Source organism: Phenylobacterium sp. (assembly GCF_037189685.1).
Lineage (GTDB): Bacteria > Pseudomonadota > Alphaproteobacteria > Caulobacterales > Caulobacteraceae > Phenylobacterium.
The window spans coordinates 32,715-49,644 of sequence record NZ_JBBCIT010000013.1 but is presented as its reverse complement, the minus strand read 5'-3'; the positions used below and the strand labels follow the sequence as shown (position 1 = coordinate 49,644).

The window sequence follows — 16,930 nt, the reverse complement described above, 5'->3', positions numbered from 1 at the left end:
CGTCAGACCTCCCGCACGCCGTCCAGCGCCGCCGGGCGCGGTCCGCCCGTCGCCCAGTCCAGCAACTCCACCGGATGGGCCAGGGGGACCTCGACCACGGGCGCGAGCTGGGTGATGCAGCCGATGTTGCCGGCGGCCACCACCGCCCCGCCGGCCGCCGCGATATTGGCCGCCTTGCGGTCGCGCAGCCGTGTGGCCAGCCCCGGTTGCAGGATGTTGTAGACGCCGGCCGACCCGCAGCAGAGATGCCCCTCGGCCACCGTGCGGACGTCGAAGCCCGCCTGCCTCAGCAGCGCGAGCGGCGGGGCCTTGATCTGCTGGCCGTGCTGGAGCGAGCAGGCCGCATGGTAGGTGACCGCCAGCCCGGCGCCGGCCACCGGCGGCGGCAGGCCCGCCTCGGCCACGAACTCCAGGATGTCCCGCGCCGCGATCGGACGGCCAGCCACCCGGCCATACACCTTGAGCATCGTCCCGCAGCCGGCGGCGGTCGTCACCACGGCGTCGATCCCGTCCAGCCTGCCCCAGGCCGCAAGGTTCGCCTGCGCCATGCGCCGCGCCTCGTCCGCCCGGCCCAGGTGTTCGGACAACGCCCCGCAGCAGCCTTCGCCCGGCGCCTCGACCACCTCATATCCCATGCGTTCCAGCAGCCGCGTCGCCGCGGCCCGGACCTGTGGCGCCATCGCCGCTTCGACACAGCCTTTCAGCAGCACCACGCGCCCCCGTGGTCCCTCGGCGACGGCGGACACGGTTCCGGCGAGAGGCCTGGACGGCGCGGGCCTGGCCGCCGGCAACAGCCGCAGCATCGCCGCCAGCGGCGCCAGGCCCATCCGCGCCAGCACGGGCTCCAGCGGCCGGGCCAGCCGGCCCAGCCGGAGCGCCCACGCAAGGCGGCGGGGATAGGGCAGCACGCGGGCCAGCAGGCCGCGGACGAGCCGCTCGGGCCAGGGCCGGCGGTGATGCGCCTCGATGTGCGCCCGCGCGTGGTCGATGAGCTGGGCGTAGTCCACGCCCGACGGGCAGGTGGTGGTGCAGGCCAGGCACGACAGGCAGCGGTCGACGTGGGTCACCGTCCCCGGCGACGGCGGGCCGCCCCGCTCCAGCATGTCGCGGATCAGCTCGATCCGCCCGCGCGGGCTGTCGCGCTCGTCGCCCAGCAGGACGTAGGTCGGGCAGGTGGCCGTGCAGAAGCCGCAGTGGACGCACTTGCGGATCGCGCCCGCGCTGGCCGCGACCTCGGGGTCGGCGAGCTGTTCGGGGGTGAAGGCGGTCCTCACGGGCGGCCCTCCATGCGGCCGGGGTTCAGCACGCCCAGGGGATCGAAGGCGGCCTTCACACGGTCCTGCAACGCGCCCAGCGGCCCCTCGCGCGGGCCGAACGCCTCGTCGCCCTTCAGGCACAGCGCGTGCCCGCCCAGCTCGCGCGCCACCGCCCGCACCCGCGCCGCGGGCTCCTCGGTGGCCAGCCAGGCCAGGCCGCCCGCCCAGTCGTAGAGCGCCTCGCCCGGCAGGGCGTGCGGCGCGCGCCAGCCAACCGCCGGCGGCAGCGACAGCCGCCAGAGCGGCCGGGGATCGCCCGCCAGCGCCTCGGCCTCGCGCACCTGGAGCCAGAAATCCCGGGAATGCCCGGCGTCCAGCCGGTCGGTGCGGCCGAAGCCGGCCAGCGCCCCAGCCAGCATCTGGGCCAGGTCGTCGGCCCGCGCCGCCACCGACGCCTCGAACCCCTCCAGCCGCAACGCGGTGACCGCCATCTCGGCTTTGAGCGGCCGCGCGCGGGCCGTGGTCACCGGCAGGTGCGCCGCTCCGGACACCTCGAACGGCCCGTTCATCGCCGCCTGCATCGCCTCGAAGGCGCGGACGTCGTGCAGGCCGAACAGCAGCAGCGTCGCCTCGGTCCTCGGCGCGGGCAGCACCTTGACCGTCAGCTCGGTGAACACGGCCAGCGTTCCCCACGACCCGGCCATCAGCTTCATCAGGTCGTAGCCGGTGACATTCTTCACCACCTTGCCGCCGGCCTTGAACGCCTCGCCCCGGCCCGACACGCCCGAGAACCCCAGCAGGTGGTCGCGCGCCGCCCCGGCCCGGAGCCGCCGCGGTCCCGAGAGGTTCGCCGCCACCACCCCGCCCAGGGTGGGCTCGCCGCGGGCGCCCAGCAGGCGCGTCCAGCGCGGCGGCTCGAAGGCCAGCATCTGGCCGCGGGCGGCCACGATCCGCTCCAGGTCGGCGACCCGCACGCCGGGCTGCGCCGTCAGCACCAGCTCGTCCGGCGCATAGTCCACGATCCGGTCCAGCCGCTGGGTCGAGAGGACCACGTCCACCGGCTCCAGCGCCCCGATCCCGCGCTTGGTGCCCGCGCCGGTCACCTCGATGCGCCGCGCCGCGGCGCCGGCCTCGGCGACGATGGCCTGGACCTCCTCGGGCGAGGCCGGCTTCAGGGGTCTGAGGGTCTCCAGCATCAGAACCGCGGCAGCTCGGGGAAGGCCACCTTGCCCCGATGCACATGCATCCGCCCCAGCTCGGCGCAGCGGTGCAGGGTCGGGAACACCTTGCCGGGATTCAGCAGCAGGCCCGGGTCGAAGGCGCACTTCACCCGCTGCTGGCAGGCGAGGTCGGTCGGATCGAACATCTCGCCCATCAGGTCGCGCTTCTCCACGCCCACGCCGTGCTCGCCGGTCAGCACGCCGCCCACGGCCACGCACAGCTTCAGGATATCCGAGCCGAACGCCTCGGCCTTCTCCAGGTCGCCGGGCCGGTCGGCGTCGTAGAGGATCAGCGGGTGCAGGTTGCCGTCGCCGGCGTGGAAGACGTTGGCCACGCCCAGCCCGTACTCGGCCGCCAGTTCGTAGATGCGGCCCAGCACCTGCGGCAGCTTCCCCCGTGGGATGGTGCCGTCCATGCAATAGTAGTCGGGCGCGATCCGCCCCACGGCCGGGAAGGCGGCCTTGCGCCCCGCCCAGAAGCTCAGCCGCTCGGCCTCGGTCTGCGAGACCTTCAGGAAGTCGGCCCCTCGCGCCGTCGCCATCGCCTCGACCTGCCCGGTCAGCTCGGCGCATTCCGCCTCGGGGCCGTCCAGCTCCACGATCAGCAGGGCGGCGGCGTCCACCGGATAGCCGGCACCCACGAACGCCTCGGCCGCCCGGATCGCCGGGTTGTCCATCATCTCCAGCCCGGCCGGGATCACGCCCGCGGCGATGATGTCGCCCACGCACGCGCCCGCCGCCTCGGCCGAAGGAAAGCCCAGCAGCAGCGCCCGCGCCGTCGCGGGCTTCGGCAGGATGCGCACCGTGACCTCGGTCACCACCCCCAGCAGCCCCTCCGAGCCCGTGATCAGGCCCAAGAGGTCGTAGCCCTCGGCGTCGAACGCCTTGCCGCCCAGGCGCACGACCTCGCCGCTCATCAGCACGATCTCGCAGCCCAGCAGGTTGTTCGTGGTCAGGCCGTACTTCAGGCAGTGCACCCCGCCCGAATTCTCCGCCACGTTGCCGCCGATGGTGCAGGCGATCTGGCTGGACGGGTCGGGGGCGTAGTAGAAGCCGGCCGCCTCCACCGCCGCCGTCACGCCCAGGTTCGTCACGCCCGGCTGCACCACCGCGCAGCGGTTGGCGTAGTCCACGTCCAGCACCCGGTTGAACTTCGACAGCCCCAGCACCACCCCGTCCGCCAGCGGCAGCGCCCCGCCCGACAGCGACGTGCCGGCCCCGCGCGGCACCACCTTCACCCCGTTGGCCCCGCACCAGCGCAGGATGTCGGACACCTGCTGCGTGGTCTCAGGCAGCACCACGGCGATCGGCGCCTGGCGATAGGCCGACAGCCCGTCGCTCTCGAATGGGACCAGCTCGGCCGCCTCGGCGATCACGCCCTCGCCCGGGACGATCCGGCGCAGCGCCCGCACGATCTCGCCCTTGCGGGCCAGGAGCGACGGATCGGGCGCGGGCATCTTCACAGGCGGAACCGTAGGCGGAGACTGGGCGTCGCTCCAGCTACTTCCCTTCGAACCGCGCCGTCCGCTTCTCGTTGAAGGCCGCCACGCCCTCGCGGCGGTCGGCGGTGGTGAAGAGTTGATTGTAGACCGTCAGCTCCAGGTCCATCGCCTGCTTCAGGTCCAGGTCCAGGCCGCCATGGACCACCCGCTTGGCCCCGCGCACCGACTGCGGTGCCTTGCTCGCGATCACCGTCGCCACGCCCAGCACGGTCTCGAACAGGGCCTCGGGCGCGACCACGCCGCTCACCAGCCCCCAGTCCAGCGCCTGCTGCGCCGTGAACGGCGCCGCCGTGGTCAGCAGTTCGATCGCCCGCCGCGGCCCCACGGCCCGCGTCAGGAGCTGGGTGCCGCCCAGGCCCGGCAGGATGCCCAGGCCCGCCTCGGGCAGGCCGAACCGCGCGCCCTCGGATGCATAGGCGAAATCGCAGGCCAGCGTCATCTCGCAGCCCCCGCCCATCGCCGCCCCCTGCACCGCCGCGATCACCGGCACGGGGCAGGCGAGCTGCATCCGGATCATGGCCTCGAACAGCCGGTGCTGCTCGGCCCAGGCCTCGTCGCTCATGCCGTTGCGTTCCTTGAGGTCCGCCCCGGCCTGGAAGTGCTTGCCCTCGCCCCGCAGGATCACGCACCGCAGCGCCTCGTCGGACCGCAGCTTCGACCAGGCGTCCAGCAGTTCGCGGCCCATCTGCGTGGACAGCGCATTCGCCGCGTCGGGCCGGTTGAACGTGATCGCCGTGATCCCCGGCGCGGCCTCTTCGACCTTGATCGTTTCGTAGGTCATCCGTCCTCCTGCGCGCCGCGGGCGCGGGGTTGGAGCCGCGGAAAGGCCTCGGGCAGACGAAGCGTCCCCGAGGCTCCGCGCCCTTTTCCGTTCATATGCGATTCCTCCGCATGGCAGGGGGCGAAGCCCGCCTTCCAATGCGCCGACGGCCCGGCGCCCCCAACGCAACGCCGCGTCCCCGCTTCAACGGACCGGAAGGCGCGGGAAACCAAGGACGGCGACGGCGCGTTTCCGCGCCGCCGTGGTTTCCACGAGGGAGCCTCCGCCCGCGCGGAGGCCCGGGGACGTCCGCTACTTTCCGGCCTCGGCCAGGGCCGTGTCGATGTCGGCCGCCGAATGCCGCTCGGCGATCGCCGGCTTGCCCTGGGCGCGGTTGACGATGCGGCCGCGCTTCACGGCCTCGCGCTGTCCGACCTGCTCGGTCCAGCGCTGGACGTTCCGGTAGCTCTGGACGTCCAGGAACTCGCCCGACTCATAGGCGCCGCCCTTGGCCAGCAGGCCATACCAGGGCCAGACCGCCATGTCGGCGATCGTATAGTCGGCGCCGCCCAGGTACTCGCTCTCGGCCAGCCGGCGGTCCAGGACGTCGAGCTGGCGCTTCACCTCCATCGCGAAACGGTCGATGGCGTATTCGATCTTCATCGGCGCGTAGGCGTAGAAGTGGCCGAAGCCGCCGCCCAGGTAGGGCGCGGAGCCCATCTGCCACATGACCCACGAGATCACCTCGGCCCGCGCCGCGCGGTCGGTCGGCAGGAAGGCGCCGAACTTCTCGGCGAGGTACATCAGGATCGAGGCCGACTCGAAGATGCGCACCGGCTTGGGCTCGGAGCGGTCCAGCAGGGCCGGGATCTTGGAGTTCGGGTTGATGTCGACGAAGCCCGATCCGAATTGGTCGCCCTGGCCGATGTTGATGAGCCAGGCGTCGTACTCGGCGCCCCCGTGGCCCGCGGCCAGCAGCTCCTCGAACATGATGGTGACCTTCACGCCGTTGGGCGTGCCCAGCGAGTAGAGCTGGAACGGGTGCTCGCCCACGGGCAGCACCTTGTCGTGGGTGGGACCGGCGATGGGGCGGTTGATGGCGGCGAAGCGTCCGCCGCTCTCCTTGTTCCACTGCCACACCGGCGGCGGCGTGTAGTCGGCGGGGAAGTTCGGTGGCGGCTTCGCGGCGTCGTCGGCCATGATCGGCGTCCTCGTTCTTTACGGCTCCGCGCCTCGCGTCCGGGCGCGTCCCGCCAATTTGGGGACGGGACGCCCGCGTGTCACCCGTGCGGGCGTGGAATCGCCGCGGAAATCCCCCTCGCCCGCGGCGACCATCGCGGACGCGCGCGGAACCCTGTTGGGCCGGCGGGCAAGGCGCACTATGAACGGGGCCATGCCGCTCACGTTCTTCCGCAACACCTTCGCCGGCAATCCGCTCGACCGGGCCAGCGACCGCAGGGGCGACGCCGACTGGCTGTCGCGCCAGCTCGGCTCCTCCGAAAGCCTGGGCGTGGCCCTGTGGAACGGCCGCGCCTTCGTCGAGAAGACCAAGGACGGCGGCGAACAGATCGCCTACCTGCCCTCGCGCCTCGTGGGCGAGCTGGCCGGCGGGAACGAACGCCTGCTGTTCCTGGGCCTCTGGAACGAGACCGCCGTCTTCGCGGTCGACATCGAGGGCTCGAACGACCCGGCCCAGGGGCCGCTCCAGGGCCTGGGCGAGTTCAAGGAGCTGCGCCAGATCGCGCTGCAGCTTCCCGATACCGACGCCGCCATCCTGGCCACCGCCAAGGCCATGTTCGAATGGCGGCGCAAGCATCAGTTCTGCGCCGCCTGCGGCCAACCCTCGACAACGCGCGACGGTGGATGGAAACGCCAGTGCCCGTCGTGCCAGGCCGAGCATTTCCCGCGCACCGACCCGGTCGTCATCATGCTGGCCGCCCACGGCGACCGTTGCATGCTGGGCCGCCAGGAGGCCTGGCCCAAGGGGATGTTCTCGGCCCTCGCCGGCTTCCTCGAGCCCGGCGAGAGCATCGAGGAGGCCTGCGCCCGCGAACTGTCGGAAGAAGCGGGCCTGCGCACGATCAGCGTCCGCTACCATTCCACCCAGCCGTGGCCCTACCCGTCGTCGCTGATGATCGGCCTGATCGCCGAGGTCGAGGACGACGAGGGCACGCCCGACCAGACCGAGCTCTCCGAGGTCCGCTGGTTCACCCGCGCCGAAGCCCGCGGCCTGCTGGCCGGCGAGCTGGAAGGCGTCTTCTGCCCCCCGCGCATGGCCATCGCCCACCAGCTCATCCGCGCCTGGGCCGAAGAGGGCTGAGGCCGCGAAGCGGCGACCTTCCGATTTCAAGGTCCACGGATGCACACGGATGAAGGCCGCCGCGCCATCCGTGTGTCTCCGTGTGCATCCGTGGACAAAAGATACTGAGCCTCGGCTCTCGCGGAGGCTGGGCGCAACGACCACGGGGAGTTGACGCCGGGCGCGCGACGTCCGATCCCAGCGCGATGAGCGAGGCCGCCCCGCCGGAGCTGAGCGCGCGCGCCCTGATCGGGCGGGTGGCGCGGGTCTATCTGGCCCCGCGGTGGAAGGGCTGGACCGTCGCCCTCCTGGCCGCCGTCGTCGTGGCCTGGACCAGCGCCGAGCTGGTACGGATCATCGAGCCCGCCACGAACGACCTGCTGGTGTTCCGGAAGCCCGGCGCGATCCTGTGGCTGCCGCTCACCATCGCCGCCCTGGCCGTGGGCCGCACCCTGGCCCAGGTGGTCCAGGCCACGCTCGTCAATCGCATCGGCAACGCCGTGGTGGGCGACGTGCAGGTCCAGCTCTTCGGCCGGCTGGTGCGCGCCGACCTAGCCCACCTGCGCAGCCGCCATTCGGGCAGCTTCGTGTCGTCGGTGCTCTACGACGCCGGCCTGATCCGCGAGGCGGCGACCGCCGGCGTGGTGAACTACACCCAGAACCTCTTGATCTTCGTCGGCGCGACCCTGGTCATGGTGGCCAACGACTGGATGCTGTCGCTGCTGCTGCTCGGCGCTGCGCCCGTGGCCTCGCTGATCATGCGTCGCTTCGCCAAGCGGACCACCAAGGCCGCCAGGGGCGCCATGGCCGAGACCTCGGCGCTGTCGTCGGCGATCATGGAGAGCCTGGACGGCGTCCGCGTCGTCAAGCTGGAGAACCGCGAGGCCTACGAGGAAGGTCGCGTGGCCGAGGTGGTCGCGCGGCGCCAGCGCCACCTGACCAAGGGCGCCAACGCCCGCGCCCGCGCCGCCCCGGCCACCGAACTGCTGATGACCCTGATCGTCGCCGCCGTGTTCGCCTACGCCGGCTGGCGGGCGACGGTGGGCGAGATGAACGCCGGCGCCTTCTTCTCCTTCGTGGCGGCGCTGACCATGGCCAGCCAGGCGCTGCGCCAGCTCGCCAACCTCCAGACCGTGTTCGCCGAAGGCATGTCGGCGGCGCGCCGCCTGTTCGCCGCCCTGGACGTGGAGCCCGAGGTCCGCGAACAGGCCGCCGCCCGGCCGCTGGCCGTCGGCGAGGGGCGGGTGCGGTTCGAAGGCGTCGGCTTCTCGTACGCCGCCGACGGCCCGCCGGCGCTGGACGGCGTGGACGTGGAGGCCCGGCGGGGCGAGATCGTGGCCCTGGTGGGCCCCTCGGGCGGCGGCAAGAGCACCATCCTGAACCTGATCCCGCGCGTCTACGACGCCACCGCCGGCCGGGTGACGATCGACGGCCAGGACGTGCGCGAGGTGACGCTGGCCTCGCTGCGCGACCGCATCGCGCTGGTCACCCAGGAGCCGTTCCTGTTCGACGACACCATCCGCGCCAACATCGCATATGCCCGGCCCCAGGCGACCGCAGCCCAGATCGAGGCGGCCGCACGCGCCGCCGCCGCGCACGATTTCATCGCCGACCTGACCGAAGGCTACGACACCCTGGTGGGCGAAGGCGGCGCACGCCTGTCGGGCGGCCAGCGCCAGCGGATCGCCATCGCCCGCGCCTTCCTGAAGGACGCGCCGATCCTGCTGCTGGACGAGGCCACCAGCGCGCTCGACACCGAGAGCGAGGCCCAGGTGCAGGCCGCCCTGCAACGGCTGATGTCGGGCCGCACCACCCTCCTGATCGCGCACCGGCTGGCCACGGTGCGGGGCGCCGACCGCATCTATGTGATCGACCGGGGCCGGGTGGTGGAGACCGGCGACCACGCCGCGCTCGTGCGCCGCCGGGGTCTCTACGCGCGCCTGGCCAAGGGCCAGGACCTGGAGGCGGAGCCGGCGGCTTGAAGGCCCTCCTGCGATCCGACGGCGTCCAGGGTTTCCTCGGCTGGCTGCTCGGGACCTACCTGAAGCTGGTGCTGCGCACCGTGCGCTGGCGGCACGAGAACCTCGGCTGCGTCGAGCCCGTGCTGGCCGACGACGCCGCCGGCGCCATCGCGCTCTTCTGGCACGGGCGCATTCCCCTGTGCCTGGCCACCGCGCCGCAGTGGTGGCGCAAGCGCACCCGCTGCCTGATCTCGCCCTCGGCCGACGGCGAGTTCATCGCGCGGGCGCTGGCCATGTCGGGCTTCCCCGCCATCCGCGTCTCGTCCGCCAAGCCCGGCGACACGGCCAAGGCGCGGCAGGCCGTGGCCGCCATCCGCGAGGCCACCAACTGGGTGAAGGACGGCGGCGCGCTGGTCGTCACGCCGGATGGCCCGCGAGGCCCCAACGAGGTGATCGCCGCCGGCTCGCTGCAGATCGCCCGACGGTCGGGCCGGCCGGTGTTCCTCATGGGCATCGCCGCCGCGCCGGCCTGGCGGCTGGAAAGCACCTGGGACAAGGTCATGTTCGCGGCCCCCTTCGGCCGCGGCGCCGTGGTCTGGGACGGCCCGCTCGATGTCCCCCCCGACGCCGACGACGCGGCGGTCGCGGCGCTGATCCAGGACTGGTCCGCCCGCCTCTCCGCCGCAACCCGGCGGGCCGAGGCCCTGGTCTCGCGCTGAGGCAGGGCCCTGAGATTGATCCCCGCCGGAGTCGGTGAGACATAGGCCCGATGGCCGACGCCGCGCACGATGACGTCCACGGGCATGCGCACAGGCATGGGCATGCGCACGGCCACGGCCACGGCCACGGCCACGGGCATCACCACCACGCCCCGCCGGACGACATGGGCCGCGCCTTCCTGATCGGGGTGGTGCTCAACACCGGCTTCGTGGTCGCCGAAGTGGCCGTCGGTCTCTGGACCCAGTCGCTGTCCCTGCTGGCCGACGCCGGGCACAACCTGTCCGACGTCCTGTCGCTGTTGCTGGCCTGGGGCGCCGCGGTCCTGGCGAAGCGCGCGCCTGCCGGGCGGCGCACCTACGGCATGCGCAAGGCGACCATCCTGGCCTCGCTGACCAATGCCGTGCTGCTTCTGGTCGCCGTGGGCGTCATCGTCTCCGAGGCGATCCACCGGCTGCAGGAGCCGGCCCCCGTGGCCACCGGACTGGTGATGATCACCGCCGGCCTGGGCGTGCTCATCAACGGCGCCACGGCGCTGCTGTTCATGCGCGGCAGCCATTCCGATCTCAACGTCCGCGGCGCGTTCCTGCACATGGCGGCCGACGCGGGCGTGTCGCTGGCCGTGGTGGTGGGCGCCTTCGCCATGAGCCGGACGGGAATCCTCTGGATCGACCCGGCCCTGGGCCTCCTGATCGCCGTGGTGATCGTGGTCGGCACCTGGGGCCTGCTGCGCGATTCGATCGACCTGGCGCTCGACGCCGCGCCCCGCGGCGTCGACGTGGACGAGGTGCGGACATGGCTGGCCGGCCTGCCGGGCGTCGAGGACGTCCATGACCTGCACGTCTGGGCGCTCTCCACGACCGAGACCGCCATGACCGCCCACCTGCTCCGGCCCGACAACGCCGACGCCGACGACTTCCTGCACCAGGCCAGCGAGGAGCTGGCGCACCGCTTCAACATCGGCCACGCCACCCTTCAGGTCGAGACCGACGCCGCCCGCACCTGCCGGCTGGCCCACCACGCCGGGCCGGTGTGAGCCGTCCTCTCCCGCTCGCGCTCTACGGCCTGGCCACGAGCCTGCTGGAACCCCTCGCTCCGGCCCTCCTGCGCCGCCGCGCGCGACGCGGGAAAGAGGCTCCGGCGCGACTGGCCGAGCGGCTGGGCCGGACGTCGCTGGCGCGGCCCGAAGGTCCGCTCGTCTGGCTGCACGGCGTCTCCGTGGGCGAGACCACCTCGTTGCTGCCCCTGATCTCGGCGCTCCGCGCGCGGCGCCCCGACCTCGTCCTGCTGGTCACCTCGGGCACGGCGACGGCGGCCGAGCTGCTGGCCCGCCGGCTGCCGCCCGGCGTGATCCACCAGTTCGCGCCGGTGGACGGCCCCCGGGCCGTGGCGCGCTTCCTCGATCATTGGCGGCCCGCGCTGGGCGTGTTCGTGGAGAGCGAACTCTGGCCCAACCTGATCCTGGCCGCCCGGCGCCGCGGCGTGCGGCTGGCGCTGGCGTCCGCCCGCATCACCCAGGCCAGCGCCCGCCGCTGGCGCGGCTGGCCGACGGCGGCGCGGACCCTGCTGGCCGCCTTCGACCTGATCCTGCCCCAGGATGCGGCTTCGGAGGCGCGACTGGTGAGCCTGGGCGGCGCCTGCGGGCCGCAGCTCAACCTCAAGCGCGTGGGCGAACCCCTGCCGGCCGATCCGGACGCGTTGCGGAACCTGCGCGAAATCCTGGGCGGTCGTCGCGTGGTCGTGGCCGCAAGCACCCATCCCGGCGAGGAGACCATCGTCGCAGAGGCCTTCCGCCAGGCCGTCCGCGACCCTGTAGAGGCGCTCCTGATCGTGGTCCCGCGACATCCCGGGCGGGGCGCAGACGTCGCGGCCGCCCTGGGCGCCGACCGCCGGTCCACCGGCGCGGCGCCCGCCGGACCGATCCACGTGGCCGACACCCTGGGCGAACTCGGCCTCTTCTTCCGGCTGGCCGACGTCGTGGTGATGGGCGGCGGCTTCGTGGACGGCGTTGGCGGGCACAATCCGCTGGAGCCGGCGCGCCTGGGCAAGCCGATCCTCACCGGACCGCACGTCTTCAACGCCCAGGACCTCTATGCCGAGCTCGAGGCGGAGGCGGCCGCCATCGTCGCGCCCGACGCCCAGGCGCTGGCGCGCCACATCCGCGGCCTGCTGGACAACGCCCGGATCGCCCGGCGGATGGGCGACGCGGCGCTGGACTACGCCGATCGCCAGTCCGCGGCGCTGGACGACGCGCTCGCCCGTCTCGAACCCCTGCTCCCCGCATGAAGCTCTCGACGCCGCGCTGGTGGTACGCCCGCGATCCCGCCAAGGGCCGGATCGCCCGTATCCTTCTGCGCCCTCTCTCGGCCGCCTGGACCCGGGCCACGGCGCGGCGGCTCGAACGTGGGCGCCCGTTCGACCCCGGTGTCCCGGTCATCTGCGTGGGCAACCTGACCGTCGGCGGCGCGGGCAAGACGCCCGTGGCCCGCGAGATCGCCCGCCGGCTGGGCGCCCATGTCCTGACCCGCGGCTATGGCGGCCGGCTCGGCGGGCCGCTGCGCGTCGAGCCCGAACGACACACCGCCGCCGACGTGGGCGACGAGCCCCTCATGCTCGCGCGGGATGTCCCGGTCTGGGTGGCGCGCGACCGGGCGGCCGGCGCCGCTGCGGCGGCCCAGGCCGGCGCGCCCGTCGTGGTGATGGACGACGGCCATCAGAACCCTGCGGTCGCCAAGACCCTGTCCCTGGTGGTGGTCGACGGCGAGACGCGCGACGGCGAATGGCCCTTCGGCGCCGAGGGCGTCGTGCCCTCCGGTCCCCTGCGCGAGCCGCTCGACACCGGCCTGGCCCGCGCCGACGCCGTGGTCCTGATGCAGCCGGCCGACGTGACGGCGCCTGATCCCGCGTTGCTCGCACGACTGGCGGCGAAGCCGGTCCTGGTCGCCCGGCTGGTTCCGGCCGGCCCGCCACCGGCTGGCCCGCTGGTCGCCTTCGCCGGGATCGGCAAGCCGTGGAAGTTCGAGCGGACGCTGCGCGCGGCCGGCGGCGAGGTGGTCGGGATGCGGGCCTTTCCCGACCATCACGCGTATGGCGAGCGCGAGCTCCGGATCCTGGCCGCCGACGCCCTGCGCGCGAACGCCCGCCTGATCACCACCGAGAAGGACTGGATGCGCCTGCCGCCGGCCTGGCGCGACCGTGTCGCGCCCTGGCCCGTGCGGGCGGTGTTCGACGACGAGGCCGCGCTGGACGCACGGCTGGCCCGGCCTGTGGGCTGAGCGGCTGGATCGGCGCGACGCGGACTACGCCGCCCCGGCCTTCTGCGCGTAGGACCACGACAGCTTGGACAGCGCCTCGACGCGGGGCCCCATGTTCGCCGCGTCGGGATGGTTGGCGGTGCCGTCGCGCACACGGCCGAGGATGCCCTGGAGAATGCCGACGAGGCGGAAGCTGTTGTAGGCGAAGAACCAGTTCAGGTCGGCGATGCCCGAGCGCCCGGTCAGGCCGCAGTAGTACTCGACCGCCTCGTCCATCGTCGGGATGCCGTGGGCCTTGAGGTCGGGAATCGTCGAGATCGTCCCGTTCACCCAGTTCATCAGGATGTAGGTGAAGTCGGCCAGCGGCTCGCCCAGGGTGCCCAGTTCCCAGTCCAGCACAGCGGATACGCGCGGCTCGGTGGGATGGAAGATCATGTTGTCCAGGCGATAGTCGCCGTGGACCACCGAGGTCCGCTCCTGCGGCGGCACGGTCTTGGGCAGCCATTCGATGAGGCGCTCGACCTCGGGAATGTGGACCGTCTCGGAGGCCTTGTACTGCTTGGTCCAGCGATCGACCTGACGGGCCATGTAGTTGCCCGGCTTGCCGTAGTCCTCCAGGCCCACCTTGACGTAGTCGGTGTTGTGGAGGTCGGCGAGGGTCTTGATCTTGGCCTTGAAGATCGCGTTGCGCTCGGCCGGCGCGTATTGCGGCAGGCTCTGGTCCCAGAGCACCCGGCCCTCGACCATATCCATGATGTAGAACCAGGTGCCGATCACGCCGTCGTCGGTGCACAGCGCGAACGGCCGCGCCACCGGGAACCCCGTGGGGTAGAGGGCGGAGATCACCTTGAACTCGCGGTCCACCGCATGCGCCGACGGCAGCAGCTTGCCCGGCGGCTTGCGGCGCATGACGTACTTTTGACCGGGCGTCGTGAGCTGATAGGTCGGATTGGACTGGCCGCCCTTGAACTGGCGCACCGTCAGAGGTCCCTGATAGCCCTCGACGTTGGCCTTCATCCAGGCGTCCAGCGCCACCTCGTCGAAGCGGTGGGACTCGGCCACATCCTTGGTGCCGGTATTGGCCTGTTCGCGGGCCTGTTCGGCGGCGAGATCCGCGGTCACGGACATGGCGCTCCCTTCCGTTCGTCGTACGCTTGTTTGAAATTCCTTTTACCCGCGCCGGGCGGGGGAGCAAGGCATGCCGGACGAGGTCTCTTCGATCATCGAGATCGCCGCACCTCGCGAACGGGTATGGCGGGCGCTGACCGAACCGCCTCTGGTCGTGCAATGGATGGGCTGTCTGAGGTTCGCGCCGCTGGCCGGCCACGTCTTCTATCTCCAGCCCGATCAAGGGCGTCGCGCGGCCGGCGACGTCACCGAGGCCATCGCCTGCCGTATCGAGGTGATCGACGCACCGCGGCGCCTTTCCTTCGCCTGGCGCTTCCCCGACACGCCCGACACGTTCGTGGACATCCGCCTGACCCGCATCGCCGGCGGCACCCATGTGCGCCTGATCCATGCGGGCTGGAATCAGTTCGACGAGCGGGAGGCCGCCGCCGTCCAGGGCGCCCTCGCCGCCGCCTGGCACGACGTGGCCCTGCCTGCCCTGCGGGCCGTGGCGGAGGGCGCGGGGTAGGGTCGATCACGAAAGGGCACGAAACGGCATGGCGCCCCCCCGGCGATGCCGCGAAGCGGCGCCCCTCGAATTTCAAGGAACCGCGGAAGGCGCGGAAAGGCGCGGAAGGCGAAGCCGTGATTCCGCGTTCCTTCGTGTTCTCCGCGGTTGCATGACGGAGCCTCCGCTCGCGCGGAGGCTCGAAGCACACTCCGGCCCTTCGTGCGTCTGGTGGTTCCCGTCAGGCTCGCGGCCCCAGCGCGCGCCAGCCGATGTCACGGCGGCAGAAGCCGTCGGGGAAGTCGATGGCGTCCACGGCGGCATAGGCGGCGTCCCGCGCCGCCTGGAGCGTCACGCCGCGCGCACAGACGTTCAGCACACGGCCGCCCGCGGCGCGCAGCACGCCGTCGTCGCCCTGCTTCGTGCCGGCATGGAAGACCGCCGTCTGCGGGCCGAAGTCGGCGTCGGCCCCGCGGATCGCGCCGCCGGCCCTGGGTGTCCCGGGATACCCTTCGGCCGCCATCACCACGCACACGGCCGATTCGTCGCGCCAGGCTGGGGGCGGCATCTCGGCCAGGCGTCCCTCGGCGCAGGCCAGCAGGTAGGGGACGACGTCGCTCTCCAGGCGCAGCATCAGCACCTGGCACTCCGGGTCGCCGAAGCGGACGTTGAACTCCACCAGCTTGGGCCCGTCCTTCGTGGCCATCAGCTCCACGAACAGCACGCCGCGGTAGGGGAAGCCGTCGGCGGCGATTCCGGCGAAGGCCGGCTCGACCAGGCGCGTGCGCACCTGCTCCACCAGTTCGGGCGTGAAGACGGGCGCGGGCGAATAGGTCCCCATGCCCCCGGTGTTCGGCCCCTGTTCGCCGTCGAAGGCGCGCTTGTGGTCCTGCGCCCAGCCGAAGATCATCGAGTCCCGGCCGTCGCAAAGGGCGAACAGCGAGCCGATCTCGCCCTCCAGGAACTCTTCCAGCACCACGCGGGCGCCGGCGGCGCCGAAGCGGCCGCCGAAGGCGTCGTCGATGGCGGCCTCGGCCTCGGCGCGGTCCTGGGCGATCACCACGCCCTTGCCGGCGGCCAGGCCGTCGGCCTTGATCACATAGGGTGGCCGGAACCTGTCCAGGGCGGCGAAGGCCGACTCGGCGCTGTCGCATATCGCATAGGCCGAGGTGGGCAGACCGTGGCGGTCGCAGAAGGCCTTGGTGAACGCCTTCGACGATTCGAGCTGGCCGGCGCCGGCGGTGGGGCCGAAGCAGCGGACGCCCTCGGCCTCCAGCGCATCCGCCAGGCCTGCCGCCACCGCCGATTCGGGGCCGATCACCACGAGATCCGCGGCGATCTCCTTCGCCAAGGACACCAGCGCCGGAACGTCGGTCGCCGCCACGTTCCGAAGCTCACATTGCGCGGCCATGCCCGGATTGCCGGGCGCGGCGACCAGACGGCGGACAGCCGGCGAGGCGGCGATCTTCCAGGCCAGCGCATGCTCGCGGCCGCCCGAACCCACGAGGAGGATGTTCATGGGCGGGGCTTTGGCCCGCATGCGCCCTTCCGGTCAAGACGCTGCTCCGATGCACGATTCGCGGTGTAACGTGTTTCGCCCGTTGCGACGTCGAGTCGCACCCCGCGCCCAGGTTGCGGGGGGTAGGGTTTGCCCGGCCTGCGACGGGAGAGGGTATGGCCAGTCCCAGCGACGACGAGGCGAACGCGTTGGAGCGGCATACGGCCCGGCAGCGCGAGTCCGAGCACAGGGTGAAGAACACCCTGCAGCTCATCTCGTCGATCGTCATGCTTCAGGGCCGGCGGGTGTCGGACGACGATGTGCGCCAGGCGCTGAAGGCGGTTCAGAGCCGCGTCGCGGCGGTCAGCGTGGCGCATCGGCACGTGGCCTGGAGCGAGGACGCCGAGGAAGCCGAGCTGGCGGCGCTCGTGCGCGAGATCGTCGGAGATCTGGCGGGTTCGGCGGGTCGCGAGGGCGTGGATATCGACCTCGACCTCGAAAGCGTGACCATTCCCGGCCGCAACGCCGCGCCCATGGCCCTGATCGTCAGCGAAGCCGTCGGAAACGCCTTGCGCCATGCCTATCCCGACGGCCGCAACGGTCGCATCCGCGTCGCGTTGCGCCGGATCGGCGAGGGCTTCGAACTGAGCGTCGCCGACGACGGGGTGGGGGTGGACGACGGAACGGGCGACCGGGCGCCGACGCCGGCTTTCGGACTGACCGTGGCGCAGCTCATGGCTCAGCAGGTGCGCGGACGATTGCAGACCGGCGGCGTTCCGGGGCAACCCGGCGTGCGGATCGCCGTTACCGTCACCATGGACAGCACAGCGCCCCGGGCCTGAGGCCCA

Annotated in this window: 15 protein-coding genes; 8 read left to right on the top strand and 7 right to left on the bottom strand. The window is 72.5% G+C overall.

The genetic code is table 11. The annotated features are described in order from the left end of the window. Window positions 1-2 precede the first annotated feature (2 nt). The 5 genes from glcF to yghU form a co-directional block, all read right to left on the bottom strand. Complete coding sequence (gene glcF, locus WG212_RS09130; RefSeq protein WP_337186783.1) at window positions 3-1,274, bottom strand: glycolate oxidase subunit GlcF; 1,272 nt, start codon at window positions 1,272-1,274, stop codon at window positions 3-5. Then, window positions 1,271-2,452, bottom strand: a complete 1,182-nt coding sequence (gene glcE / locus WG212_RS09125; RefSeq protein WP_337186782.1) for a glycolate oxidase subunit GlcE — start codon at window positions 2,450-2,452, stop codon at window positions 1,271-1,273. Before glcE ends, glcF begins: the two co-directional genes overlap by 4 nt. Next, entirely contained in the window at window positions 2,452-3,933 is a 1,482-nt protein-coding gene (locus WG212_RS09120; protein ID WP_337186958.1) for an FAD-linked oxidase C-terminal domain-containing protein, read from the bottom strand. Before WG212_RS09120 ends, glcE begins: the two co-directional genes overlap by 1 nt. Before the next feature lie 43 nt (window positions 3,934-3,976). Continuing rightward, complete coding sequence (locus tag WG212_RS09115) at window positions 3,977-4,759, bottom strand: enoyl-CoA hydratase/isomerase family protein (RefSeq protein WP_337186781.1); 783 nt, start codon at window positions 4,757-4,759, stop codon at window positions 3,977-3,979. A gap of 291 nt (window positions 4,760-5,050) precedes the next feature. Continuing rightward, window positions 5,051-5,938, bottom strand: a complete 888-nt coding sequence (gene yghU / locus WG212_RS09110; RefSeq protein WP_337186780.1) for a glutathione-dependent disulfide-bond oxidoreductase — start codon at window positions 5,936-5,938, stop codon at window positions 5,051-5,053. Between the two features lie 193 nt (window positions 5,939-6,131). On the opposite strand from yghU, the gene nudC reads away from it, so the two are divergent. From nudC to lpxK, 6 genes are all read left to right on the top strand, one after another. Continuing rightward, window positions 6,132-7,058, top strand: a complete 927-nt coding sequence (gene nudC, locus WG212_RS09105) for an NAD(+) diphosphatase (RefSeq protein WP_337186779.1) — start codon at window positions 6,132-6,134, stop codon at window positions 7,056-7,058. A 185-nt stretch (window positions 7,059-7,243) separates the two neighbouring features. After that, on the top strand, window positions 7,244-9,019 hold the full coding sequence (locus WG212_RS09100; RefSeq protein ID WP_337186778.1) for an ABC transporter transmembrane domain-containing protein: 1,776 nt from the start codon (window positions 7,244-7,246) through the stop codon (window positions 9,017-9,019). Then, window positions 9,016-9,717 carry a lysophospholipid acyltransferase family protein gene (locus tag WG212_RS09095; RefSeq protein ID WP_337186777.1) on the top strand — a complete coding sequence of 234 codons (702 nt, stop codon included), beginning with the start codon at window positions 9,016-9,018 and terminating at the stop codon, window positions 9,715-9,717. Before WG212_RS09100 ends, WG212_RS09095 begins: the two co-directional genes overlap by 4 nt. Before the next feature lie 50 nt (window positions 9,718-9,767). After that, window positions 9,768-10,751 carry a cation diffusion facilitator family transporter gene (locus tag WG212_RS09090; protein WP_337186776.1) on the top strand — a complete coding sequence of 328 codons (984 nt, stop codon included), beginning with the start codon at window positions 9,768-9,770 and terminating at the stop codon, window positions 10,749-10,751. Continuing rightward, window positions 10,748-12,001, top strand: coding sequence for a glycosyltransferase N-terminal domain-containing protein (locus tag WG212_RS09085; RefSeq protein ID WP_337186775.1), 1,254 nt, complete (start codon window positions 10,748-10,750; stop codon window positions 11,999-12,001). The genes WG212_RS09090 and WG212_RS09085 overlap by 4 nt, the downstream gene beginning before the upstream one ends. Beyond that, window positions 11,998-12,990: a tetraacyldisaccharide 4'-kinase gene (gene lpxK / locus WG212_RS09080; RefSeq protein WP_337186774.1), complete on the top strand. Its 993-nt coding sequence runs from the start codon at window positions 11,998-12,000 to the stop codon at window positions 12,988-12,990. The genes WG212_RS09085 and lpxK overlap by 4 nt, the downstream gene beginning before the upstream one ends. A gap of 24 nt (window positions 12,991-13,014) precedes the next feature. Here lpxK and WG212_RS09075 read toward each other — a convergent pair whose 3' ends face one another. Further along, window positions 13,015-14,097, bottom strand: coding sequence for a phosphotransferase family protein (locus WG212_RS09075; RefSeq protein ID WP_337186773.1), 1,083 nt, complete (start codon window positions 14,095-14,097; stop codon window positions 13,015-13,017). A 70-nt stretch (window positions 14,098-14,167) separates the two neighbouring features. Here WG212_RS09075 and WG212_RS09070 point away from each other — a divergent pair, with 70 nt between their 5' ends. Beyond that, window positions 14,168-14,605 (top strand): SRPBCC domain-containing protein, encoded by a 438-nt coding sequence (locus WG212_RS09070; RefSeq protein WP_337186772.1) that lies wholly within the window; start codon window positions 14,168-14,170, stop codon window positions 14,603-14,605. A gap of 220 nt (window positions 14,606-14,825) precedes the next feature. Here WG212_RS09070 and purD read toward each other — a convergent pair whose 3' ends face one another. Then, window positions 14,826-16,103, bottom strand: a complete 1,278-nt coding sequence (purD, locus tag WG212_RS09065; RefSeq protein ID WP_337186957.1) for a phosphoribosylamine--glycine ligase — start codon at window positions 16,101-16,103, stop codon at window positions 14,826-14,828. A 155-nt stretch (window positions 16,104-16,258) separates the two neighbouring features. Here purD and WG212_RS09060 point away from each other — a divergent pair, with 155 nt between their 5' ends. After that, window positions 16,259-16,924 carry a sensor histidine kinase gene (locus WG212_RS09060; protein ID WP_337186771.1) on the top strand — a complete coding sequence of 222 codons (666 nt, stop codon included), beginning with the start codon at window positions 16,259-16,261 and terminating at the stop codon, window positions 16,922-16,924. Window positions 16,925-16,930 lie beyond the last annotated feature (6 nt).